This is a genomic window from Tessaracoccus pujii (assembly GCF_055326215.1).
Window position 1 is genome coordinate 32,137 of record NZ_JBUZNP010000004.1, and the last position, 21,994, is coordinate 54,130.

The 21,994-nt window shown below is 69.9% G+C and carries 23 protein-coding genes; 5 read left to right on the forward strand and 18 right to left on the reverse strand.

Annotated features, from left to right (window positions below; translation table 11 throughout):
* Nucleotides 1-4 precede the first annotated feature (4 nt).
* The 4 genes from rplE to ACZK5N_RS06550 all read right to left on the reverse strand — a co-directional run bounded on the left by rplE (nucleotide 5) and on the right by ACZK5N_RS06550 (nucleotide 2,994).
* The gene (rplE, locus tag ACZK5N_RS06535) at nucleotides 5-634 is read right to left on the reverse strand and encodes a 50S ribosomal protein L5 (protein ID WP_459020272.1); all 630 of its coding nucleotides are present in this window, start codon (nucleotides 632-634) and stop codon (nucleotides 5-7) included.
* Nucleotides 634-1,005 (reverse strand): 50S ribosomal protein L24, encoded by a 372-nt coding sequence (gene rplX, locus ACZK5N_RS06540; RefSeq protein ID WP_459020273.1) that lies wholly within the window; start codon nucleotides 1,003-1,005, stop codon nucleotides 634-636. Before rplX ends, rplE begins: the two co-directional genes overlap by 1 nt.
* Before the next feature lies 1 nt (nucleotide 1,006).
* A complete protein-coding gene (gene rplN / locus ACZK5N_RS06545) occupies nucleotides 1,007-1,375 on the reverse strand; it encodes a 50S ribosomal protein L14 (protein WP_068749476.1) in 369 nt (122 codons plus the stop codon).
* 194 nt (nucleotides 1,376-1,569) lie between these two features.
* Nucleotides 1,570-2,994 (reverse strand): DEAD/DEAH box helicase, encoded by a 1,425-nt coding sequence (locus tag ACZK5N_RS06550; protein ID WP_463624706.1) that lies wholly within the window; start codon nucleotides 2,992-2,994, stop codon nucleotides 1,570-1,572.
* Nucleotides 2,995-3,186: 192 nt separating this feature from the next.
* Between ACZK5N_RS06550 and ACZK5N_RS06555 the strand changes: the two genes are divergently transcribed.
* Both ACZK5N_RS06555 and ACZK5N_RS06560 read left to right on the forward strand, forming a co-directional pair.
* On the forward strand, nucleotides 3,187-3,954 hold the full coding sequence (locus tag ACZK5N_RS06555; protein WP_459020275.1) for an NAD-dependent epimerase/dehydratase family protein: 768 nt from the start codon (nucleotides 3,187-3,189) through the stop codon (nucleotides 3,952-3,954).
* 114 nt (nucleotides 3,955-4,068) lie between these two features.
* Nucleotides 4,069-5,850: an Ig-like domain-containing protein gene (locus ACZK5N_RS06560; RefSeq protein ID WP_463624707.1), complete on the forward strand. Its 1,782-nt coding sequence runs from the start codon at nucleotides 4,069-4,071 to the stop codon at nucleotides 5,848-5,850.
* A 110-nt stretch (nucleotides 5,851-5,960) separates the two neighbouring features.
* Here the strand turns inward: ACZK5N_RS06560 and rpsQ are convergent, their stop codons facing one another.
* The 14 genes from rpsQ to ACZK5N_RS06630 form a co-directional block, all read right to left on the reverse strand.
* Nucleotides 5,961-6,239, reverse strand: a complete 279-nt coding sequence (rpsQ, locus tag ACZK5N_RS06565; RefSeq protein WP_459020277.1) for a 30S ribosomal protein S17 — start codon at nucleotides 6,237-6,239, stop codon at nucleotides 5,961-5,963.
* Nucleotides 6,240-6,241: 2 nt separating this feature from the next.
* Complete coding sequence (rpmC, locus tag ACZK5N_RS06570; protein ID WP_182782377.1) at nucleotides 6,242-6,475, reverse strand: 50S ribosomal protein L29; 234 nt, start codon at nucleotides 6,473-6,475, stop codon at nucleotides 6,242-6,244.
* Nucleotides 6,475-6,894, reverse strand: coding sequence for a 50S ribosomal protein L16 (gene rplP / locus ACZK5N_RS06575; RefSeq protein WP_459020278.1), 420 nt, complete (start codon nucleotides 6,892-6,894; stop codon nucleotides 6,475-6,477). Before rplP ends, rpmC begins: the two co-directional genes overlap by 1 nt.
* A 2-nt stretch (nucleotides 6,895-6,896) precedes the next feature.
* Nucleotides 6,897-7,712 carry a 30S ribosomal protein S3 gene (gene rpsC, locus ACZK5N_RS06580; RefSeq protein ID WP_459020279.1) on the reverse strand — a complete coding sequence of 272 codons (816 nt, stop codon included), beginning with the start codon at nucleotides 7,710-7,712 and terminating at the stop codon, nucleotides 6,897-6,899.
* Between the two features lie 2 nt (nucleotides 7,713-7,714).
* Nucleotides 7,715-8,116 (reverse strand): 50S ribosomal protein L22, encoded by a 402-nt coding sequence (gene rplV, locus ACZK5N_RS06585; RefSeq protein ID WP_459020280.1) that lies wholly within the window; start codon nucleotides 8,114-8,116, stop codon nucleotides 7,715-7,717.
* 27 nt (nucleotides 8,117-8,143) lie between these two features.
* Nucleotides 8,144-8,425, reverse strand: a complete 282-nt coding sequence (gene rpsS / locus ACZK5N_RS06590) for a 30S ribosomal protein S19 (RefSeq protein ID WP_459020281.1) — start codon at nucleotides 8,423-8,425, stop codon at nucleotides 8,144-8,146.
* An 18-nt stretch (nucleotides 8,426-8,443) separates the two neighbouring features.
* Nucleotides 8,444-9,280: a 50S ribosomal protein L2 gene (rplB, locus tag ACZK5N_RS06595; RefSeq protein ID WP_459020282.1), complete on the reverse strand. Its 837-nt coding sequence runs from the start codon at nucleotides 9,278-9,280 to the stop codon at nucleotides 8,444-8,446.
* Nucleotides 9,281-9,313: 33 nt separating this feature from the next.
* Entirely contained in the window at nucleotides 9,314-9,625 is a 312-nt protein-coding gene (rplW, locus tag ACZK5N_RS06600) for a 50S ribosomal protein L23 (protein WP_459020283.1), read from the reverse strand.
* Nucleotides 9,622-10,365 (reverse strand): 50S ribosomal protein L4, encoded by a 744-nt coding sequence (rplD, locus tag ACZK5N_RS06605; protein WP_459020284.1) that lies wholly within the window; start codon nucleotides 10,363-10,365, stop codon nucleotides 9,622-9,624. Before rplD ends, rplW begins: the two co-directional genes overlap by 4 nt.
* A complete protein-coding gene (gene rplC, locus ACZK5N_RS06610) occupies nucleotides 10,362-11,021 on the reverse strand; it encodes a 50S ribosomal protein L3 (RefSeq protein WP_459020285.1) in 660 nt (219 codons plus the stop codon). The genes rplD and rplC overlap by 4 nt, the downstream gene beginning before the upstream one ends.
* Nucleotides 11,022-11,029: 8 nt before the next feature.
* Entirely contained in the window at nucleotides 11,030-11,341 is a 312-nt protein-coding gene (gene rpsJ / locus ACZK5N_RS06615; protein ID WP_015071250.1) for a 30S ribosomal protein S10, read from the reverse strand.
* A gap of 273 nt (nucleotides 11,342-11,614) precedes the next feature.
* Nucleotides 11,615-12,490, reverse strand: a complete 876-nt coding sequence (pflA, locus tag ACZK5N_RS06620; RefSeq protein ID WP_459020286.1) for a pyruvate formate-lyase-activating protein — start codon at nucleotides 12,488-12,490, stop codon at nucleotides 11,615-11,617.
* Nucleotides 12,487-14,757, reverse strand: coding sequence for a formate C-acetyltransferase (pflB, locus tag ACZK5N_RS06625; RefSeq protein WP_463624708.1), 2,271 nt, complete (start codon nucleotides 14,755-14,757; stop codon nucleotides 12,487-12,489). The genes pflA and pflB overlap by 4 nt, the downstream gene beginning before the upstream one ends.
* Nucleotides 14,758-14,917: 160 nt before the next feature.
* Nucleotides 14,918-17,884, reverse strand: a complete 2,967-nt coding sequence (locus ACZK5N_RS06630; RefSeq protein WP_463624709.1) for a glycoside hydrolase family 2 TIM barrel-domain containing protein — start codon at nucleotides 17,882-17,884, stop codon at nucleotides 14,918-14,920.
* A 108-nt stretch (nucleotides 17,885-17,992) separates the two neighbouring features.
* On the opposite strand from ACZK5N_RS06630, the gene ACZK5N_RS06635 reads away from it, so the two are divergent.
* From ACZK5N_RS06635 to ACZK5N_RS06645, 3 genes are all read left to right on the forward strand, one after another.
* Nucleotides 17,993-19,816, forward strand: coding sequence for a DUF294 nucleotidyltransferase-like domain-containing protein (locus tag ACZK5N_RS06635; RefSeq protein WP_463624710.1), 1,824 nt, complete (start codon nucleotides 17,993-17,995; stop codon nucleotides 19,814-19,816).
* The gene (locus ACZK5N_RS06640) at nucleotides 19,813-20,481 is read left to right on the forward strand and encodes an exonuclease domain-containing protein (RefSeq protein ID WP_459020290.1); all 669 of its coding nucleotides are present in this window, start codon (nucleotides 19,813-19,815) and stop codon (nucleotides 20,479-20,481) included. Before ACZK5N_RS06635 ends, ACZK5N_RS06640 begins: the two co-directional genes overlap by 4 nt.
* Nucleotides 20,482-20,542: 61 nt before the next feature.
* Complete coding sequence (locus ACZK5N_RS06645; protein WP_463624711.1) at nucleotides 20,543-21,928, forward strand: cryptochrome/photolyase family protein; 1,386 nt, start codon at nucleotides 20,543-20,545, stop codon at nucleotides 21,926-21,928.
* Nucleotides 21,929-21,994: the final 66 nt, after the last annotated feature.

The following is a 21,994-nucleotide window of genomic DNA, read 5'->3' on the forward strand; positions in this document are numbered from 1 at the left end:
CAGCTCACTTCTTCTTCTTGGCGTAGAACGCGGGGCCGCGCTTCGACTTCTGCTTCGTCGGATCGTCGGTGGCCTTGAACGGGAAGCCGAGCAGCTTGAGCAGCGCGCGACCCTCCACGTCGTTGGTGGCCGAGGTGACGAACGTGATGTCCATGCCGCGGACCCGGTCGATCCGGTCCTGGTCGATCTCGAGGAACATGACCTGCTCCGAGAGACCGAAGGTGTAGTTGCCGTTGCCGTCGAACTGGCGGCCGTTGAGGCCACGGAAGTCGCGGATTCGGGGCAGGGCCAGCGTCAGCAGCCGGTCCGCGAACTCCCACATCCGGTCGCCGCGCAGCGTGACGTGGCAGCCGATGGGCTGACCCTCACGCAACTTGAACTGGGCGATCGACTTGCGGGCCTTCGTCACGGAAGGCTTCTGGCCGGTGATGGCGGTGAGGTCCTTGATGGCGCCCTCGATGATCTTCGAGTCGCGCGCGGCCTCGCCGACACCCATGTTGACCACGATCTTGACCAGACCGGGGATCTGCATGACGTTGTCGAACTGGAACTCCTCCTGGAGCGCCGGGACGATGGTCTCGCGGTACTTGGCCTTGAGGCGCGGAATCGCGGTGGGGGTTACGGTGGCGGTCATCAGATCTCCTCACCGGTCTTGCGGGCGATGCGCACGGAGCGCTCCTTGGTGTATTCGGAGCCGTCGGGACGGCGCTTGGTGACCTCGACGCGCTTGTAACCGATGCGCGTCACGACCTCCTTGCCGTCAACCTTGACCACCAGCTGCACGTTCGACACGTGGATCGGCGCCTCGACGGTGATGATGCCGCCCTCGACCTTGCGGCCGGCCGCGGTCTGCGACTCGCGACGGTGCTTCTTCACGAGGTTGACACCCTGCACGGTGACGCGCTCGGTGGCCGGATCGACGGCGATGACTTCGGCGATGACGCCCTTGTCCTTGCCCGAGAGGACCTTGACGCGGTCACCCTTCTTGATGCTGAGCGATGCCATGTCAGATCACCTCCGGAGCGAGCGAGACGATGCGCATGAACTTCTTCTCACGCAGTTCGCGCGCCACCGGGCCGAAGATGCGGGTGCCGCGGGGCTCCCCGTCGTTCTTCAGGATGACGGCGGCGTTCTCGTCGAACTTGATGTAGGAACCGTCGGCGCGACGACGCTCCTTGACGGTACGGACGACGACGGCCTTGACCACGTCGCCCTTCTTGACGTTACCGCCGGGGATCGCGTCCTTGACGGTGGCGACGATGGTGTCACCGAGATAGGCGTAGCGGCGCTTGGAGCCGCCGAGCACACGGATGCACAAGATCTCCTTGGCACCAGTGTTGTCGGCGACTTTCAGTCGCGACTCCTGCTGGATCATTGACTTCTCCTTGATCCACCGGTTCCCATGCATGAGGCCTGGTGGAACTAGAAACGAACCCCCTGGATTTTGCCAGGAGGCGGCATCCAACTCGAGAGAGAGGAAGCGATGTGAACCCGGGAAAGGTCCCCTCGAAAGGGCACAGACCCAAGGCAACTTGAACAGTCTAGCCCCGTGGTGCCCCACGGGAGAAATCAGCCCCGACGACGCCCGCGGCCGGTGGCCGTGGAGAAGGCGGCAGCGCCTCCGGAGGCGCTTTGGCCGTTGCTCGTCCGGGATCCGGAGGGGCGCGCCGGGCGGGCCGGGCGGCCGTCCGAGTTGACCCGGGGACCCGCCGCACGGGGGTTCTGACCACGCTCGCCACCCCTGCCGCGACCCTCGCGGGCCGGCTCGCGCCGACGGCCGCCGCCCTGGGGGGCCGGCGCCTCCGCCTTGATGATCCCGCCGGGGAAGGAGCGCTCCCCCGGGGCGATTTCACGCAGCACCGGGTGCCGCTCGTCGGCCCTGGTGACGGTGGGCTTGACGCCGGCCTTGCGGGTGAGGTCGCGGACATCGTTGCGCTGCGCGTCGAGCATGAGCGTGACGACGGTGCCCTCGGCGCCGGCGCGGGCGGTGCGGCCCGAGCGGTGCGTGTAGGCCTTGTGCTCCACCGGCGGGTCGGCGTGGATGACCAGGCCGACGTCGTCGACGTGGATCCCGCGGGCGGCGACGTCCGTGGCCACGAGCGTCTGCGCGGTGCCTGCGTGGAATGCGGCCATCGAGCGCTCGCGGGCGCTCTGGCTCATGTTGCCTTGCAGTTCCACGGCCGGGATTCCGGCCGCGTTGAGCTGCTTGGCGATCTTCTTGGCGCGGTGCTTGGTGCGCGTGAACACGACCGAGCGCCCGGGGGCCGCGGTGAGGTCGATGAGGACCGGTAGGTGCCGGTCGTCGGCCACGTGCAGGACGTGGTGCGTCATGGTGGAGACAGGCGACTCGGCCGAGTCCGCCTCGTGGACGACGGGGTTGTGCATGAACTGGTCGACCAGCGTGCCCACCGCCTTGTCGAGCGTGGCCGAGAACAGCATGCGCTGCCCAGCCTTCGGCGTCTGCGACAGGAGGCGCCTGACGGACGGCAGGAACCCGAGGTCCGCCATGTGGTCGGCCTCGTCGATGATGGTGATCTCGATGCCCCCCATGGAGGCGACGCCCTGCGAAATGAGGTCCTCGAGGCGTCCGGGGCAGGCGACGATCACGTCGACGCCCCTGGTCAGCGCGAGGGCCTGCGGCTTCTGGTTGACACCGCCGAAGATGGTGCGCGACGTGAGTCCGGCAGTGGCCGCCAGGGGCGCGAGCGCCTCATCGATCTGCAGGGCGAGCTCGCGGGTGGGAGCCAGGATGAGCGCCCGGGGACGCTTCGGGGTGCGGCGCGTCCCGGACGCGGCGAGCCGCGCCACCAGCGGCAGCAGGAACGCGTAGGTCTTGCCCGATCCGGTGCGGCCACGGCCCAGCACGTCGCGGCCCGCCAGGGAGTCAGGCAGCGTCGCGGCTTGGATGGGCGTGGGAAGGGTGATGTCGCGGTCCGCGAGGACGGTGGCGAGCGTGGAGGGCACGCCGAGCGCGCCGAAAGACAGTGAAGACATGAGAAAAACTCCCGTGTGGGGGTGATGCAGCGGTTCTGCCCGGCGCGGACTAGGCGTCCGCAGCGCGATGGCATCAGGAAAAGAAAAGCTCGGGGACTCAGAGCAGAACGATCCGAGTGCTGAGGATCACTCTACCCCACGCGTTCCGCAGAGGCCGCATCGTGCGTCGTCCCCGCTGGCAGGATGGACGTCATGGCACCGCGCAGACTCCTCATCACTGGCGCCACCGGCGGGATCGGGGCGCTCCTGGCGCGCCGGTTGCGCGGCGAGTACGACCTCGTCCTCCAGGGGCGCCACCCCGACGACGACGACCCGGACACCATCCGCATCGCCGACCTCACGGACTACGACGCCACCCTCGCGCTCATGGAGGGGGTGGACACCGTCGTCCACATGGCGGGCGCGGCGTCGCCCGAGTCGACGTGGGACGCCGTGCTGAGCGCCAACATCATAGGCCTGCGCAACGCGCTGGAGGCCGCCCGTGAGGCCGGGGTGCGGCGCTTCGTCTTCGCCTCGTCCAACCACGCGATGGGGATGTACGACCGCGACGAGCAGTGGCCCGTGTATCCACACATGCTCCCCCGCCCGGACTCGCTCTACGGGGTGTCGAAGGTGTTCGGCGAGGCGCTCGGCCGCTTTTACCACGACCAGCACGGCATGGACTTCATCTCGCTGCGGATCGGCTGGAGCACGAAGGACACCCTCGGCACGGATCTCGATCTGCTGCGCGCGATGTGGTTGAGCGAGGACGACACCGTCGAGGTGGTGCGGTGCGCCATCGAGGCACCGGTCCGCTTCGGTCTCTACTACGCCGTCTCGGACAACCCCAACCGTCGCTGGGATCTCACCAACACCATGCTGGAGCTGGGCTACCGTCCCAGGGACTCGTGGACGGACCACTCCCCGGCGGGGGAGGACACGAACCAGCCCACTCCGGACTCCTGGCCCGAGGGCTCCTGAGCCCGAGGGACGGCGGCCGGACCGTTCTCCACAGGCCGGGCTTGACCTGGGAAAGGCGCGGTGCTCTCACCAAGAGTGGTGCGAACCCCACCGCAACCAGGAAGCCCCCTGATCATGAGACCACGCCCCGCCCTCGTCCTGCTCATCACCGTCATCCTCACCCTGCTCGTCGCGCCCGCCCCGGCCGATGCCCGGCCCCAGGACGGCCCGTTGGCCGGCGCCGGGCACACCGTGTCCATGCCGCGCACGGGGCGGGACTGGTACGGCGCCTACCACCTGGGGCAGGTCACCGCCTACTGCGCTGACCTGATGTCCGCGCCGCCGCGGCGCGCCACCGGATGGACCGAGCTGCCTGCCGGCACGCCGCTGACCAAGCAGTCGGGGGTTGCCGGCGGCGCCCCGGTCCCCCACGGGAACGGCACCACGACCGTCTCTGACGCGGAGGCGGCGGACCTCGCCTGGGTCCTCACCCACACCGGGCAGAGTCCCGCCGCGGACACCGGTGCCGCCGTCGAGCACTTCGTCCGGCTCCGCACGGTCGACGGCGCCGAGCAGACAGCCCGCGAAACCGAGCGCTGGTCGGCGGTGACCGCGGCCCATCCTGGGGCGCGCACGGAGTTCGAGAGGCTGACACGCGAGGCGGCCAGATTCGCGGGACCGTACACGGCCCACCTGGAATGGGTGGAGCGCCCGACGCTCACGGAGCCCAGTGGGCTGCTGCGGGCATCGGTGACCTCCCGCTCCGGGGTCGCTGTGCCCGGCATCACGGTGTCGGTGGCCGGCACCGGGGCGGTCACTGTGTCGGCACCCCCGTCCGTCACCGATGGCTCCGGCGTTGCGAGGTTCGGCGTGACGATGCCCCTGCCAGGGTCGGACCCCGTCGACGGCGGGGTCACCGTCACGTTCTCCGGGCTCGCAGGCGCAGCCCCGCGTGTCTTCGTGCCCTCCGAACGGACCGTCCAGCGTCTGCTGCTCGCGCCCGCCCGGGTGTCGGTGGCGGCCGGCGCAGAGGCGTCGCTCTCGCCACGCTTCACACCCACGGTCAGCACGCGCACCCGCAACGTGGTCGCCCTGGCCGGCGAGGCCGCCGTGGACATCGTGACCCTGACCGGTGGTCGCCCCGGTGCACGGTTCTCCGGCACCACCACCCTCTACGGCCCGTTCACATCCCTCGACGACCTCGCCGCTGCCACGCCCAGCGACGAGCGGCGGGTGGGCGAAGCACATTTCTCCGGGCGCTACGGCGAGGACGGCTCAGCGGAGGTCGCCTCCACGTCCCTGTCCTTTCCCGAGGCCGGGTACTACCACTGGGCAGAAGCGCTCGCCCCGGCCGAGTTCGTGGCCCCTCCCCCGGCACCCGGGTGGCCGCAGCAGCCCGAGACGAGTCTGGTGCTCGCGCCGTCGGTCACCACGGAACTGAGCCCCCACGGGACCGCTGAGGCGGGTGTGGAGGCCTCGGACGCACTGCGCCTCGACGGGGTGCCGGGGAGGACGGTTCCGGATTCGTCCGAGGTGACCATCGTCGCCAGCGGCCGCCTGGTCGGCCCGGTGGCACCGCGCTTGGCGGGGGCGTCCACCAGCTGTGAGGCGGTGGAGTGGTCACAGGCGCCGACGGTGGCGAGTTATGACGCACGTCCCCTGGAGACGGCGGTGACCACCGGGCTCGCGCGAGCCCACCTGACCGAACCAGGTTGCTACTCCGCCGAGGCCACGGTCACCCTCACCCACACGAGCCGGGCCCCCATCGTCGTGCGCCATGAGCTCGGCCATCCCACGCAGACCCTGCTGATCACCGCGCCACCCCAGCCCAGCCCGACGCCCGCTCCGACGCCCACACTGCCGGTACCGGTCACGACGCCGCAGTCCCGGCCTGGGCTGCCATCGACGGGGTGGTGAGCAACGGGCTCGCGCTGGTGCCGCACTGACCGACCGGCAGCTCGGCAGCCTCCGGACACACGGATCGGCCCGCCCCCACGGGGACGGGCCGATCTGTGCGTGCGCTTGACTTACTTGGCGCGCTCGATGATCTCGACCAGGCGCCAGCGCTTCTGCGCGGACAGCGGACGGGTCTCCATGACACGGACCCGGTCGCCGATGCCGGCCGAGTTCTCCTCGTCGTGCGCCTTGAGGCGCGAGGACTTCGTCATGACCTTGCCGTACAGCGGGTGCTTCACACGGTCCTCGACGAGGACCACGATCGTCTTGTCCATCTTGTCGGACACGACGACGCCCTGCACGACCTTGCGGGCGCCGCGCTGTTCAGTGGTGGTGATGTCTTCGCTCATATTCACTTCTCCTCAACAACCGGCTCGTCGACGATGCCGAGGTTGCGCTCCTGCAGAACGGTGTAGATGCGTGCGATGTCCTTGCGGACGTTGCGCATCCGGCTGCTCGACTCCAGCTGGCCGGTGGCAGCCTGGAAACGAAGGCCGAACAGCTCCTCCTTCAACTCAACGACCTTGGCGTTGAGTTGATCACGCGACAGACCACGCAGGTCGTGTGCGGCGAGAGAGTTACTCATCAGATGTCACCTGCTTCGCGCTTGATGAAGCGTGCCTTGAAGGGCAGCTTGTGGATGGCCAGACGCAGCGCCTCGCGGGCCACGTCCTCCGGCACGCCGGAGAGCTCGAACAACACGCGTCCGGGCTTGATGTTGGCGATCCACCACTCGGGGGAACCCTTGCCGGAACCCATGCGGGTCTCGGCAGGCTTCTTGGTCAGGGGGCGGTCCGGGTACACGTTGATCCAGACCTTGCCGCCACGCTTGATGTGGCGGGTCATGGCGATACGAGCGGCCTCGATCTGACGGTTGGTCAGGTACGAGGACTCGAGCGCCTGAATGCCGTACTCACCGAAGGCGAGCTTGGTGCCGCCCTTGGCCGCACCGTCACGCGTGGGGTGGTGCTGCTTACGGAACTTCACGCGACGAGGAATCAGCATGATCAGGCTCCTGCGTTCTCGGTGGCGGGCGCAGCCGGGGCCTCAACCTGGGCTGCGTCGGCGCGACGGCGACCGCCGCGCTCGGGACGATCCCCACGAGCCTCGCCGCGAGCCGGGCGACGGCCCGGACGCTGCTGACGGCCACCGGGGGCGTTGTTGCGGGCGGCCTTCTGGGCAGCACGCTCGGCGCGGGTACCCACGACGTCGCCCTTGTAGATCCACACCTTGACGCCGATCCGGCCGAACGTGGTGCGGGCCTCGAAGAAGCCGTAGTCGATGTCGGCGCGCAGCGTGTGCAGCGGCACGCGACCCTCGCGGTACCCCTCGGAGCGAGACATTTCCGCGCCACCGAGACGGCCGGAGCACTTGATCTTGATGCCCATCGCGCCGGAGCGCATGGCGGTCTGCTGAGCCTTGCGCATCGCGCGGCGGAAGGCCACGCGGGCACCGAGCTGCTCGGCGACGCCCTGGGCCACGAGCTGCGCATCGATCTCGGGGTTCTTGACCTCGAGGATGTTCAGCTGGACCTGCTTGCCGGTCAGCTTCTCCAGCTCGGCGCGCACCCGCTCCGCCTCGGCGCCGTTACGGCCGATGACGATGCCCGGGCGTGCGGCGTGCAGGAAGATGGTGACGCGCTCCGAGCGACGCTCGATCTCGATGGACGAGACCCCTGCGCGCTCGAGGGTCTTGGTGAGGTAACCGCGGATCTTGACATCCTCACCCACGAACTCCGAGTACTGCTTGTCGCTGTACCAGCGGCTCGTGTGATCGGTGGTGATGCCGAGGCGGAAGCCAATCGGGTTGATCTTTTGGCCCATAATCAGGCTCCCTTCGTCTCGCGGGGTTCGACGACCACGGTGATGTGCGCACCGCGCTTGAGGATGCGGCTGGCCGAACCCTTCGCTCGGGGGCGGATTCGCCGCAGGGTCACGCCCTCGTCGACGAACGCCTTGGAGATGTACAGGTCGTCGGACCGCAGTGCCTCGGCGCTCTCCGCATTGGCCACGGCCGAAGCCACAACCTTGTAGACCGGCTCGGAAGCCGCCTGCGGTGCGAACTTGAGGGCGACCAGGGCGTCCTTGACGCTCATGCCGCGGACCAGGTCGACGACGCGACGCACCTTGGTGGGGCTCATCCGGACGTGGCGCGCGATGGCGTACGAGCCAGGACGATCACCGAGCAGGTTCTCGCGACGACGGCTGTTGCCGTTTTCGTTGCTCATAGTTGATTCAGTTCCTTATCTCGCGCCTCAGCGGCGACGGGCCTTTTTGTCGTCCTTCACGTGACCCCGGAAGGTGCGCGTGGGAGCGAACTCGCCCAACTTGTGACCGATCATCGCCTCCGTGACGAACACCGGGATGTGCTTGCGGCCGTCGTGCACTGCGATGGTGTGCCCGAGCATGTCGGGGATGATCATCGAGCGACGTGACCAGGTCTTGATGACGTTCTTGGTGCCCTTGTCGTTCTGAACATCCACCTTCTTCTGCAGGTGGTCGTCGACGAAGGGGCCCTTCTTCAAGCTGCGTGGCATTTTTCCTCAGGCTCCCTATCAGCGCTTCTTACCGGTCTTGCGACGGCGGACGATCAGGCGACTGCTCGCCTTGTTCTTGTCGCGGGTGCGGCCCTCGGGCTTGCCCCACGGCGACACGGGGTGACGGCCACCGGACGTGCGGCCCTCGCCACCACCGTGCGGGTGGTCGACGGGGTTCATCACGACGCCGCGGACGGTCGGGCGGATGCCCTTCCAGCGGTTGCGGCCGGCCTTGCCCCAGTTGATGTTGGACTGCTCGGCGTTGCCGACCGTCCCGATCGACGCGCGGCAGCGGATGTCCACCAGGCGCATTTCGCCCGAGGGCATGCGCAGGGTGGCGAACTTGCCTTCGCGGGCGACGAGCTGGATGGCGGCGCCGGCCGAGCGGCCGAGCTTGGCGCCGCCGCCGGGGCGCATCTCCACCGCGTGCACCGTGGTGCCGACGGGGATCTGGCGCAGCTCGAGGTTGTTGCCCGGCTTGATGTCCGAGCCCTCACCGGCGGTGACGACGGTGCCCTGAGTCAGGCCGTTCGGCGCGATGATGTAGCGCTTCTCGCCGTCGGCGTAGTGCAGCAGCGCGATGCGGGCGGTGCGGTTGGGGTCGTACTCGATGTGAGCGACCTTGGCCGGCACGCCGTCCTTGTCATAGCGCTTGAAGTCGATGATGCGGTAGGCCTGCTTGTGGCCGCCACCGATGTGACGCGTGGTGATGCGTCCGGTGTTGTTGCGGCCACCGGTCTTCGGCTTCGGCGCGAGCAGCGACTTCTCCGGCGTGGAGCGCGTGAGTTCGACGAAGTCTGACACGCTGGAGCCGCGGCGGCCCGGCGTGGTCGGCTTGTACTTACGGATACCCATGAGTTTTCGTTCCTTCTCTCAGTGGCTCGCCGGTCAGGAGACCGGGCCTCCGAAGATGTCGATGCTCTGGCCCTCAGCGACGGTGATGATCGCACGCTTGGTGTCGACCTTCTTGCCGTACCCGTACTTCGTGCGGCGACGCTTGCCGGTGCGGTTGAGGGTGTTCACGGAGGTGACCTTGACGTCGAAGATGGCCTCGATGGCGATCTTGATCTCGGTCTTGTTGGCGTCCGGGGAGACGATGAAGGTGTACTTCCCGTCATCGAGCAGGTTGTAGCTCTTCTCGCTCACCACGGGACGCAGGATGACGTCGCGGTGATCGCGGATCTTCAGCGATGTCGTCACTGGTCCTTCTCCTCAGTCTTCTTGGTGGCCTTGGGGGCCTCGTCGGCCTGGCTCTCCTCGGCTGCGGCCTCGGACTCGGTCGCCACGGCCTTGACGGACTTCCCCGTCGGCGAACCGGCGGTGAAGGCGGCCAGGGCTGCGGAGGTGAAGACCACCTTGTCGTTGGCGAGCACGTCGTAGGTGTTGAGCTGATCGACGGCGAGCGCGTGCACCGTGGGGACGTTACGCAGGCTCAGCCAGGCGACGTCCTCGAAACGGTCGAGCACGACGAGCACCTTGGACAGGTCACCGGCCACACCGGTCAGCGCCGCGATGGCACCCTTCGTCGAGGGCGTCTCGCCCGCGACGATCTCGGAGATGACGAACACGGCCCCTTCGCGGGCCCGGTCCGACAGCGCGCCACGGAGGGCGGCCGCGATCATCTTCTTGGGGGTGCGCTGGTCGTAGCTGCGGGGCTGCGGTCCGTGGACCACACCGCCACCGGCCCACTGCGGGGCGCGGCGCGAACCCTGACGGGCGCGGCCGGTGCCCTTCTGGCGCCAGGGCTTGATGCCACCGCCGCGCACCTGGGCGCGGGTCTTGGTGGAGTGCGTGCCCTGACGGGCCGCGGCCAGCTGGGCCACGACCACCTGGTGGATCAGGGGAATGTTGGTCTGCGTGTCGAACAGCGCGGCGGGGAGATCGGCCTTGCCGGCCTTCTTGCCCTTGGCGTCGACGACGTCAACGGTCAGGTCGCTCATGAGACGACACCCTTCTTGGCTGCGCTGCGGACGACGACGAGCGACCCGTTGTTACCCGGGATGGCGCCGCGGACCAGCAGCAGTCCACGCTCCGCGTCGACGGCGTGGACCTTGAGGTTCTGGATGGTGACCTTCGCGTTGCCCATCCGGCCGGCCATCTTCATCCCCTTGAACACCTTGCCGGGGGTGGAGCAGCCACCGATGGAGCCCGGCGAGCGGTGCTTGCGGTGCACACCGTGCGAGGCCTTGAGGCCGTGGAAGCCGTGGCGCTTCATGACGCCCGCGGTGCCCTTGCCCTTGGTGGTGCCGGTCACGTCGACGATCTCGCCGTCGGCGAAGAGCTCAGCGGTCAGCTCCTGGCCGAGGGTGAACTCCGACGCATCGGCGGTGCGGAGCTCGACGAGGTGCTTGCGGGGGGTCACGTCGGCCTTGGCGAAGTGTCCCGCGGACGGCTTGGTCACCTTCTTGGCCTTGATCGCGCCGAAGCCGAGCTGGACGGCTGAGTAGCCGTCCGTGTCCGGCGTGCGGACCTGCGTCACGACGCAGGGACCGGCCTGGATCACGGTCACGGGGACGATCTTGTTGTTCTCGTCCCACAGCTGGGTCATGCCGAGCTTGGTGCCCAGGATGCCCTTCACAATTCGTTCACTCATCACTTCAGACCTCACGGGAGCTTGATCTCGATATCAACGCCGGCAGGCAGGTCGAGACGCATCAGCGAATCGACGGTCTTCGGCGTCGGATCGAGGATGTCGATCAGGCGCTTGTGCGTACGCATCTCGAAGTGCTCGCGGCTGTCCTTGTACTTGTGGGGCGAACGGATCACGCAGAACACGTTCTTCTCCGTCGGCAGCGGCACCGGGCCGGCCACCTTGGCGCCCGTGCGAGTCACGGTGTCGACGATCTTGCGCGCCGAGCTGTCGATGACCTCATGGTCATAGGCCCGCAGTCTGATGCGGATCTTTTGTCCAGCCACGTCGTTCCTTCTTCTCTAGCCCTGTGGAAATTTCACGTTCCTGCGGGGTATAACCCCTTGTCACTCCAACCCCCGAGGTCGGGAGTGTCGGGGCCTCGGCCACAAGTTGAGGTACACCTTCCGGGTGGGAAGGTCACATCTCGCGCTTGGGCGTCTGCTCGACCTCGCTCGTGGGGCATGGCGTCACAGGACACCGACCCCTCGCGGAGCAACCGGACCATTCTGGCACGGCCCGGGCGGGCTGCCAAATCGGGGCGTGCCGCGCGCCGGGACTCAGTAGGCCAGGAGCCCGCGGGACCGGAAGACGGCCCGCGCCGCGTCCACGTCCTCCGGCGACGGTGGGCGCGTGTCGCTGAGAGCGTAGACCATGCCCAGCTCCGCCCACTTGTCCCGGCCCATCTGGTGGAAGGGCAGGACCTCGACCCGCGTGAGGCCACGGAGCGTGGCCGCGTAGTCGGCGACCCCGGCGATCGTGACGGGGTCGTCGGTCAGCCCTGGGACCAGGACGAACCGGATCCAGGTCTCGATCCCCAGATCGGACAGGCGCCGGCCGAACTCGAGCGTGGGAGCCAGTTCGCGTCCGGTGACCCGACGGTGGGTGGCGTCGTCACCGGCTTTGACGTCCAGGAGGACCAGGTCCACGTCCGCCAGCATCGAGTCCGTGGCGCGCCGGCCGAGGAAGCCCGAGGTGTCCAGCGCCGTATGGATGCCCATCTCCCGTGCCCCCCTCAGGAGCCGGGCGGCGAAGGCCGGCTGCTGCAGGACCTCCCCGCCCGAGAGGGTGATGCCGCCACCGGCGGCCCGGAACACCCCGCGGTACCGCCGGAACCGCGCCAGCAGGTCGGTGGCCAGCACCGGCAGCCCGCGCGAGGCGGCCATCGTGTCCGGGTTGTGGCAGTAGAGGCAGCGCAGCGGGCACCCGGCCAGGAACGTGGTCATCCGGGTGCCCGGGCCGTCGACGGCGGTGACCAGCTCCCACGAGTGCACGGACCCCACCTCCCCCGACCGCTGGGCGGCCAGGAGCTCGGAGCGGGTGAGGTGGTGCGCCACCGGAATGCCGCCGAGCATCGCCGACGCCCGCGGCCGCCGTTCGACCGGAGCCGCGACCCTCGGGCCCACGGATCCCGGGACCGTCAGGGTCAGCGTCACAGGGCCTCGTGGAAGGTCCGCGACAGCACGTCGAGCTGCTGCTCGCGCGAGAGACGCACGAAGTTCACCGCGTACCCGGACACGCGGATGGTGAGCTGCGGGTAGTTCTCCGGGTGCTCCATGGCGTCGAGGAGGGTCTCGCGGTTGAGCACGTTGATGTTGGCGTGGTAGAGCCCCTCCCCCATGCCGGCGTCGAGGATGCCGACGAGATTGGCCACGCGCTCGGCCTCGGTGCGGCCCAACGCCTGGGGCGTGATGGTGTTGGTGAGCGAGATGCCGTCGAGGGCGTCGTCGTAGGACAGCTTGCCGACGCTCATCATGGAGGCGAGCATTCCGTGGGTGTCCGCCCCGTTCTCCGGGTTGGCGCCGGGCGCGAACGGGGTGCCGGCCGCGTGCCCGCAGGGGAACGCGCCGGTGGCCTTGCCGTAGACCACGTTGGACGTGATGGTGAGCACGGACTGGGTGGGCACGGCGTCGCGGTACAGCCGGATACGGCGGATCTTGTCCATCACCGTCGACACCACGAGCTGGGCCAGCTCGTCGGCCCGGTCGTCGTCGTTGCCGTAGCGCGGGAAATCACCCTCCGTCAGGTAGTCGATCACCAGTCCCGTCTCGTCGCGCACGGGCGTGACCGTGGCGTACCGGATGGCCGCCAGCGAGTCCGCGACGATCGAGAGACCGGCGATGCCGCAGCCCAGCGTGCGGACGATCTCATCGTCGTGCAGGGCCATCTCCATCGCCTCGTAGGCGTATCTGTCGTGGGAGTAGTGGATGATGTTGAGCGCCTCGACGTAGGTCTCGACGGCCCAGGTGAGCATCTCGTCGTAGCGCGCCCAGACGGTGTCGAAGTCCAGCGGCGCGTCTCCGGTGATCGGTGCGTAGCCCTCCACCACCCGCGCGCCGGTCATCTCGTCGCGCCCGCCGTTGATGGCGTAGAGGAACGCCTTGGCGGTGTTGAGCCGCGCACCGAAGAACTGCATCTGCTTGCCGATGGCCATGGGTGAGACGCAGCACGCGATGGCGGTGTCGTCGCCCCAGTGGCACCGGATCTCGGCGTCGGACTCGTACTGGAGGGCCGAGGTCTCGATGGAGATCAGCGAGCAGAAGTCCTTGTAGCCTGCCGGGAGCGCGGCGTCCCAGTAGATGGTGATGTTCGGCTCGGGCGCGGGGCCGAGGTTGCGCAGCGTCTGCAGCAGCCGGAACGACGTCTTCGTCACCAGGGTGCGGCCGTCGTCGGCGAACCCGCCGTCGGACCAGGTGGCCCAGTACGGGTCTCCGGAGAAGATCTGATCGTAGTCCTCGGTCCGCAGGAACCGGACGATGCGCAGCTTCGTGACCAGCGCGTCGATGATCTCCTGCGCCCCCTCCTCGGTCAGCGCGCCGGCGGCGAGGTCGCGCTCGGCGTAGACGTCGAAGAAGCCCGAGAGGCGCCCGATGCTCATGGCGGCACCGTCCTGGCTCTTCACGGAGGCCAGATAGGCCAGGTACGTCCACTGGACGGCCTCCAGGAACGTCGCCGCGGGGCGTGCCAGGTCGATGCCGTAGCTGGCGCCGAGGTTACCCAGCTTCTTCAGTGCCTTGATCTGCTCGGCGTGCTCCTCGCGGTAGCGCGCCCAGTTCTCCGAGAAGGGCTGGTCCGCGACGGAGTCGAGGTCGATGCGCTTGGCCTCGATGAGCCGGTCGAGCCCGTAGAGGGCCACGCGGCGGTAGTCACCGATGATGCGCCCGCGGCCGTAGGCGTCCGGCAGCCCGGTGATGAGGTGGGCGCTGCGGGCCTTGCGGATGCGGGGGGTGTAGATGTCGAAGACGGCCTCGTTGTGCGTCTTGCGGTAGCGGGTGAAGATCTCCTTGATCCGCTGATCCGGCTCGAGCCCCGCCTCCTTGATGGCGGTCTCGACCATCCGCCACCCTCCGGCCGGCATCATGGGCCGCTTGAGGGGAACATCGGTCTGCAGGCCGACGATGACGTCGTCGTCTGCGCAGATGTAGCCCGCCGGGAAGGCGTCGACGTCTCCGGGGATGTGGGTCTCCACGTCGTAGACGCGGCGGGCGCGCTCCACGCTCAGGTAGTCGCGCTGCAGGGTCTCCCACACCGTGAGCGTCTTCGCCGTGGGGCCGGACAGGAAGCTCGCGTCCCCGAGGTAGGGGGTGAAGTTGGCCAGGATGAAGCCGCGCACGTCGACTGAGCGCTGCCAGTCCCCCGGCTGGAATCCGCGCCAGGCATCGCCGGCGGAGGTGGTGGCGTGGAGGGTGGCCGAGGCCGTCATGGTGCTCCCAGATATCGGACGGTTGTGTCTGAGCGGCAGCACCGCGGACCGACCACCGGGCGGTTCCGTCCAGGAGCCGGCCACCGCGGTGTCGCCAACGATGGAATTGATACTACTCCTCGTAGGAACCGCCGCGACCCCGCCCCCTCGTTGGTCCGACCTACCCGACGACGAACCCCACGGACCAGGCTGCGGCCCTCGGCCGGAGCATGTATTCGGGTCGCACGTCCGGGCCGCAGGACCGTGACCCCAGCCCGTGCTGCTGCGCGTCGAGATACAGATGCGTGGCGGTGGACGCCGGCAGCTCGTGCGGATGCCTGGCCGCGGTGACCTGGTGGGCGTCGTGCTCGCGCAGCGTGAAGCCGGGCAGCTCGCCCGCCGCTCGGTCCGCATGGATGCTGAGCCCGAGTTCCGGCAGCGCAAGCTCGCGCAGGTCCATCCTGTGGCCGCTCTCCTGCGGCACGGCGTAGGTGACGACGAGGTCCGCGACGCTGGACTGGAAGCGGCCCACGTACGCAGCGGTGGCCGAATCCACGTAGCTCTCGTGCGGCCCCGTGCCGAACCAGGCGGCCTGGCTGAGGCCGGCGGGCAGCTCGAAGTGCAGCCCGATCCGCGGCCATGTGCCCGTCCAGCCCTGCGTCGGCTCCGCGGAGGCGTCGAGGCGCAGGGCGTCGCCGTCGAGGCTCCAGATGAGCTGCAGTGTCACCGCCTGGCGGGTGGCTGCCGGGGCGTATCGCTGCAGCACCGTCAGGCGCCCCGGGCCGGGGGTCACCGAGAGCACGCGGCGGTGCAGGCGGTCCAGGCCGGCCGCCCGCCACTGCTCGAGCCACGCGGGCGCCGGGGCTCCGACGCCGCGGGAGGCGGTGGCCTCGACGTCGACGTAGGAGTTGAACCCGGTCAGCGAGTCGTTCTCGGTAGGGGCGCGCCACAGCTCCAGCCTGGGGCCCCGGACGTCGCGGCCTGCCAGCTCCACGAGGTCGCCCGTACGCGCGTCGAAGCGGGCGGCCCCGAGCGCGTAGACACCCTCGACGGCAGCGGGCGGCTCGCCCGTCACCGGGGCGCGGGGAACGCGGGGCGCCTCCGCGAGCAGCGACTGGACCCGGCTGACCACGTGCCCGGCGCCGGCCCACGGCCCGTCCTCGGCGGTGACTGCCTCGACGGTGCGCCACAACTCGCCCGCCGCCGGCGGGTGGAACGGGGGCAGCTCCACGCACACCAGCTCGCCGGGCGCGACGGGGCGGATGTCCACCTCGCCGGACGCGACCTCGCGGCCGTCCACCTCGTCGCGCCACACGATGCGCAGGTCCGCGGTGTCGCCGTCGTGTCGGCGGTTCTCCACACCCAGTTCCTCGTCGGTGATGGTGAGCTTGACCGGCGTCACGACGGCGGCGTACTCCGCCAGCATCGTGGTGGGGGTGCCGTCGGCCAGCACCATGCCGTCGCAGACGAAGGACCCGTCGTGCAGCTCCTCACCGAAGTCCCCGCCGTAGCCGAAGTACGGGGTGCCGTCGGCGGTGGCGGTGCGCAGCCCGTGGTCCCGCCACTCCCACACGAAGCCGCCGTGCCACTGCGGGAGGGTGTCGAAGCGCTCCTCGTAGTCGACGACGGCGCCCGCGCCGTTGCCCATGGCGTGCAGGTACTCGCACAGGATCATCGGCCGGGAGGCCAGCTCGGCCATGCGTCCTGGCGAGCCGTGCAGGTTGCGCCCGATGCCGGCCGACATGTCCTCCATCTCCTCCACGGTGGCGTACATACGCGAGACCATGTCGGTGTAGCGGCCCTCGAAGTCCGCCTCGTAGTGGACGGGGCGCTCGGGGTCGCGGCGGTGCAGCCAGGAGGCCATGGCCGCGGCGTTGGCACCGGTCCCCGACTCGTTGCCCAGCGACCAGGCGACGATCGACGGGTGGTTCTTGTCGCGCTCGAACATCCGCTCGGCCCGGTCCAGCAGCGCGTCTCGCCAGCGGGGGTCGTCGGTGGGGTTGTCCACCCAGCCGCCGCGCTCGAAGCCGTGGGTCTCGAGGTCGCACTCGTCGATCACCCACAGCCCGATCTCGTCGGTGAGGTCGAAGAAGTCCGGGTGCGGCGGATAGTGCGAGGTGCGCACGGCGTTGATGTTGTGCCGCTTCATGAGGTGCAGCTGCGCGCGCACCGAGTCCTTGTCGAACACGCGGCCGTGATCCGGGTCGTACTCGTGGCGGTTGACGCCGCGGATGCGCAGCTTGCGGCCGTTGACGCGCCACTCGTGGCCCACGATCTCGATCCGCCGGAACCCCACGCGCAGCGTCCGGGTCTCGGCGGCGTTGCTCACCTGGGCGTCGTAGAGGCGGGGGCGGTCCGCGCTCCACGGGTCGACGATCCCGGCCGGGATCGGGGCGACGTCGGCTTGGGACGCGAAGGTCGCGGCGAGGCCGAGCTCCTTGACGGTGACGGTGATCGGGTAGGCCGCGGCGGAGGCGCGGAGTTCGGGGATCAGGCGGCCCTCGCCCGTGGCGGGGTCGACATCGGCGCGCAGCCACACGTCGTCGACGCCGGCCGAGGGACGGGCCAGTACGGTCACGGGCCGGAAGATGCCCGGCAGCCACCACTGGTCCTGATCCTCGACATAGCTCGCGGCCGACCATTGGTGCACCCGCACGTGCAGCACGTTGCGCCCGGGCCTCGCCTGGGCGGTGACGTCGAGCTCCTGCGCCAGGCGGCTGCCGCGCACCACGCCCACCTGCTCCCCGTTCAGCGAGGCGATGGCGAGCGACTCGACGCCGTCGAAGCGGAGGTGGACGCGCTCGCCGAAGCCCGCCGGAAGCTCGAACTCGACCCGGTAGTCGCCCGTCGGGTTGTCGTCGGGCACGAACGGCGGCTCGACGGGGAACGGGAAGTCGACGTTGGTGTACGCGGGCCTGCCCCAGTCGTCTCGGCCCTGCAGCACCCAGTGGCTGGGCACCGGGATCTCGTCCCACCCGGAGTCGTCGAAGTCCACGCCGGCGGCACCCCGCGGGGCCGCATCCGGCCTCGGCGAGAAGCGGAACCGCCACCGGCCGCTCAGGTCGATCTCGGGGGCATCCGAGGCGATCCGCGACCGCGGCTGGACCCGGTTCCCCGACCCAGGTGAGAACGACACGATCTCCGACACTTCTCTGCCTCCACTGCTCGACTGCCCCCTCACCCTATCCACAGACCGGAGGTCTCCACCGCAAGCCGGGGTAGGCTGCGGACACCGACCGATCAAGGGGGATCCGCCGTGTCCGAGCTCGCCGACATCACCGCGTTCCTCGCCGCCCGCGAGCCATGGTCGCTCCTACCACCCGGGCGCATCGCCGCCTTCGCGCAGCGGGCCGAGGGACGCTACGTCCGCCGCGGCACCGTGGTACTCGCCGCCGGCGCGGCGCCCACCGCCATGTTCCTGGTCCGCTCGGGCGCCGTCGAGATCCTCGACGCCGGCGGCAACCTCGTCGACCACGACGAGCAGGGCGCCTGCTTCGGCCAGTCGTCCATCATCGAGGAGCGTCCCTCGCGCTTCACCTTCACCGCACTCGAGGACACCCTGCTCTGGGCGTTCGCCCCGGACGTGGTGCGCGAACTCGTCGCCGTGCCGGAGGTGCGGCGGTACTTCACCGAGTCCCGGCTCAGCGACGTCACCCGCCAGGTCCCCGAGGGCGGCCCCGTACTGCAGATGCCGGTGGCCGATATGCTCACCCGCTCCCCCGTCACCATCCACTCCGGCGCCACCGTGGGCGATGCCGCCCAGGCGATGGACGAGGCCCGGGTGTCGGCGATCCTCGTCACCGAGGAGGAACGGCTGGTCGGGATCCTCACGGACCGGGACCTGCGCCGGGTGGTGGCACGGGCCGTCCCGCCGTCCTCACCCCTCGCGGAGACCATGTCCACGGCCCCGCACACCATCGCGCACGACGCCCTCGCGCTCGACGTGCTGCTGAACCTGGTGGAACACCGGATCCACCACCTGCCCGTGATGGACGGAGACACCATCCTCGGGATGGTCACCTCCGGCGACCTCATGCGCCTCGAGCGCTCGAGCCCTCTCTACGTGGTGGGCGACCTCGCCCGACAGTCGGACCCGGCCGGGCTGGCGCGGGTCATGGCCCGCGTGCCGAAACTGGTGGGCCGGCGGCTTCGTCAGGACGCCACCGCCGAGGACATCACCCGCATCGTCAGCCGGACCACCGAGGCGCTGTGGCAGCGCCTGCTGGACCTCGGCCAGGAGCGGCTCGGCCCGCCGCCCGTTCCCTACTGCTGGGTGGCGCTCGGCTCGCTGGCGCGCGGTGAGCAGGCGCTCGCCTCGGACCAGGACCACGCGCTGATCCTCAGCGACGACTATCGCGACGAGCACTCCGGGTACTTCGGGCAGCTGGCCGAGTTCGTCACCTCGGCGCTCGTCGAATGCGGCTTCCCGCGCTGCAAGGGAGAGGCCATGGCCACCAACCCTCGCTGGCGCAAGACGCTGGGGGCGTGGAGCCGTGAGTTCGGCACCTGGCTGGCCTCGCCCACGTCGGAGGCCGTGCTGAACTCGTCGATCTTCTTCGACATGCGGCCCGTGCACGGCGACCACACCCTCTACGCAGCGCTCCAGCACCGCGTCCTGCGGACCGCGCCGTCGTCCACGCGCTTCCTCGGTCACCTCGCCAAGCACGTCAACGACGCCGAGGTGCCCATCGGCTTCCTGCGCGGCCTCGTCGTCGAGAAGAAGGGCCAGCACCGCGCCCGGCTCGACATCAAGCTCGGGGGCATCAACCCCATCGTCGACGTCGCCCGCATCCACGCGCTCCACAAGGGCCTGCCACAGGTCTCGACCCGGGGGCGGCTCCTCGCGGCCGCCGAGCACGGCGCCCAGGTGGACAATCTGCTCGACGCCTACGAGTTCCTCGGCTACACGCGCCTCAAGCACCAGGGCCGGCAGGTGGCCGCCGGCCAGGAGCCCGACAACCACATCGACCCCGAGGACCTCTCCGACTTCGAACGCCGCCACCTGCGCGACGCGTTCTCCATCGTCGGCAAGGCCCAGTCCGCCCTCACCGTGACCTTCCAGACCCAGTTCATCTCATGATCTGGCCGTTCCGGCGCACCAACGCCGCCGCGGCGGCCAAGGTGCCCGAGGGCGCGCTGCGCCGCTTCCTCACCACCGAGCCGCAGCCGCGCCACACGCCGCTGGCCGAGGTGGCACTGCTGGCCATGGATTTCGAGACCACCGGCCTCACGCCCGGCACGGATCACCTGCTCTCTGTGGGCATGGTGGACGTGACCGGACTCAGCATCCCGATGGGAACCGCCACCAACTTCTACGTCAACCCAGGCCAGGAGGTGGGCCAATCCGCCGTCATCCACCAGATCACCGACGACGAACTCGCCGACGCCGTAACCAGCGCAGAGGCGGTGGAGGCCATCTTCGACCGGCTCACCGGACGGGTCCTGCTGGCCCACCACGCGGCCATCGAGGTGGGCTTCCTCACCGCGGCGGTGCGGCGGCTCCACGGCGTCAGCATCGACGTGCCCGCGGTGGACACGATGGTGCTGGGCCACCGCGCCCTCGGGTTCGACGAGGACCACCCGCGCGACGCCCTGCGCCTGTGGAAGCTGCGATCCCGCGCGGGCCTCCCGCGCTACCGCGGCCATGACGCCGTCGTCGACGCCCTGGCCTGTGCCGAGCTGTACCTGGCGCTCGCCCAGGAGCTGGGGGTCAGGGATCTCGGCCACCTCCTGCGCCTCTCGTGAACCCCCACAGTCCCACCGACCCCACCGTCCCGCCGTCCGGGCGGGCTGCCGAGGAGCCCTCATGAGCACCATCTGCTGGTTCCGGCGCGTGCTGCGCCTCGACGATCATCCGGCGCTGGTGGCCGCCGCCGGGGAGGGCGTCGTGGTGCCGTTGGTGATCCTCGACCCGGAGGAGGCTGCCGCCCACCCCGCCTCCGCCCAGCGGCAGGTGATGAGCCTGCCCGTCCTGGACGCCGAACTCCGTCGCCGCGGCAGCCGGCTCATCGTGCGCCGGGGACGGCCCGACGATGTTCTCGGCGCCGTCGTCCGCGAGGTCGGCGCGTCATCGGTCCACACCACACACGGCTTCCCGTTCTCCTCAGACGATGGCCTCGAGGACGCGGCGCGGCAGTCCGGTGCGCGCCTGCACCTGCACCCGGCGGCCGACCTCGTGCCCCGCGGCTCCGTGCGCACCGGGTCCGGCGGCGTGTTCCGCGTCTACTCGCCGTTCTTCAAGGCGCTCAAGCAGGTCCCGATCACCGCGCCCCTGGAAGCCCCGGAGCTCGCCTCCCCCGACGACTGGCCGTCATCGGAGGGGCCGGACTGGCCCGAGGCCCGCCAGGCCATGCGACGCGGGTGGGACGTCGTGGCCGCCGCCGTGGAGCCCGGCGAGGGGCCCGCGATGCGTCGCCTCGTCGATTTCCTCGACGGGCCGGTGACCGACTACCCGGTGCAGCGCGACGAGCCGTGGCGCACCGCCACCTCCGGGCTCTCCGACGCCCTCGCCGTCGGCGAGATCAGCGCCCGCCGGATCTGGCACACGTCGCTGCCCGCGTGGCGCGCCGGCGCGCCGGGGGTGGAGTCCTTCCTCTCCGAGCTGGCGTGGCGCGAGTTCGCCCGCGACCTCCTCGCCGAGGCACCCACGCTCGGGGAGCGGTGCTGGCGGCCCGAATGGGAGTCCTTCCCCTGGGACGGCGACGGCGAGTCCGCGGAACTCTGGCGCCGCGGCCGCACCGGCGTGGACATGGTGGACGCGGGCATGCGTGAGCTGTTCGCCACCGGCCGGATGCACAACCGCGTGCGGATGATCGCCGCCAGCTACGTGACCAAGCACCTGCTGACCGACTGGCGCGTCGGCCTGGCCTGGTTCGAACGGACGCTCACCGACTGGGACCCGGCGTCCAACGCCATGAACTGGCAGTGGGTGGCCGGCTGCGGACCCGACGCCTCCCCGTACTTCCGGATCTTCAACCCCGACACCCAGGCCACCAGGTTCGACCCGCGCGGCGCGTACCGCCGCCACTGGCTCTCGCCGTCGGCGGAAGGCGCCCGGCGGTTCGCCGCTGCAGCCCCCGTCTCGTGGCACGTCGACCTCACCGAACGCAGCGAACCCACGATCGCGTTGAGCGACGGCCGCGCCCGGGCCCTCGCCGCGTACGAGTCGATGCGCGCCTCCCAGGGGCGCTGATCCGGGTGTCCCGGGCGTGTCGGGGCTTGGGCCCCGACGCACCTCTTGGCTAGAGTCACCGACCGT

Excerpts from the sequence above, each read along its gene's own strand:
- rplE (WP_459020272.1), bottom strand. The coding sequence starts at position 634 with ATGACCGCCACCGTAACCCCCACCGCGATTCCGCGCCTCAAGGCCAAG.
- rplX (WP_459020273.1), bottom strand. The coding sequence starts at position 1,005 with ATGGCATCGCTCAGCATCAAGAAGGGTGACCGCGTCAAGGTCCTCTCG.
- rplN (WP_068749476.1), bottom strand. The coding sequence starts at position 1,375 with ATGATCCAGCAGGAGTCGCGACTGAAAGTCGCCGACAACACTGGTGCC.
- ACZK5N_RS06550 (WP_463624706.1), bottom strand. The coding sequence starts at position 2,994 with ATGTCTTCACTGTCTTTCGGCGCGCTCGGCGTGCCCTCCACGCTCGCC.
- ACZK5N_RS06555 (WP_459020275.1), top strand. The coding sequence starts at position 3,187 with ATGGCACCGCGCAGACTCCTCATCACTGGCGCCACCGGCGGGATCGGG.
- ACZK5N_RS06560 (WP_463624707.1), top strand. The coding sequence starts at position 4,069 with ATGAGACCACGCCCCGCCCTCGTCCTGCTCATCACCGTCATCCTCACC.
- rpsQ (WP_459020277.1), bottom strand. The coding sequence starts at position 6,239 with ATGAGCGAAGACATCACCACCACTGAACAGCGCGGCGCCCGCAAGGTC.
- rpmC (WP_182782377.1), bottom strand. The coding sequence starts at position 6,475 with ATGAGTAACTCTCTCGCCGCACACGACCTGCGTGGTCTGTCGCGTGAT.
- rplP (WP_459020278.1), bottom strand. The coding sequence starts at position 6,894 with ATGCTGATTCCTCGTCGCGTGAAGTTCCGTAAGCAGCACCACCCCACG.
- rpsC (WP_459020279.1), bottom strand. The coding sequence starts at position 7,712 with ATGGGCCAAAAGATCAACCCGATTGGCTTCCGCCTCGGCATCACCACC.
- rplV (WP_459020280.1), bottom strand. The coding sequence starts at position 8,116 with ATGAGCAACGAAAACGGCAACAGCCGTCGTCGCGAGAACCTGCTCGGT.
- rpsS (WP_459020281.1), bottom strand. The coding sequence starts at position 8,425 with ATGCCACGCAGCTTGAAGAAGGGCCCCTTCGTCGACGACCACCTGCAG.
- rplB (WP_459020282.1), bottom strand. The coding sequence starts at position 9,280 with ATGGGTATCCGTAAGTACAAGCCGACCACGCCGGGCCGCCGCGGCTCC.
- rplD (WP_459020284.1), bottom strand. The coding sequence starts at position 10,365 with ATGAGCGACCTGACCGTTGACGTCGTCGACGCCAAGGGCAAGAAGGCC.
- pflB (WP_463624708.1), bottom strand. The coding sequence starts at position 14,757 with ATGACGGCCTCGGCCACCCTCCACGCCACCACCTCCGCCGGCGATGCC.
- ACZK5N_RS06640 (WP_459020290.1), top strand. The coding sequence starts at position 19,813 with ATGATCTGGCCGTTCCGGCGCACCAACGCCGCCGCGGCGGCCAAGGTG.
- ACZK5N_RS06645 (WP_463624711.1), top strand. The coding sequence starts at position 20,543 with ATGAGCACCATCTGCTGGTTCCGGCGCGTGCTGCGCCTCGACGATCAT.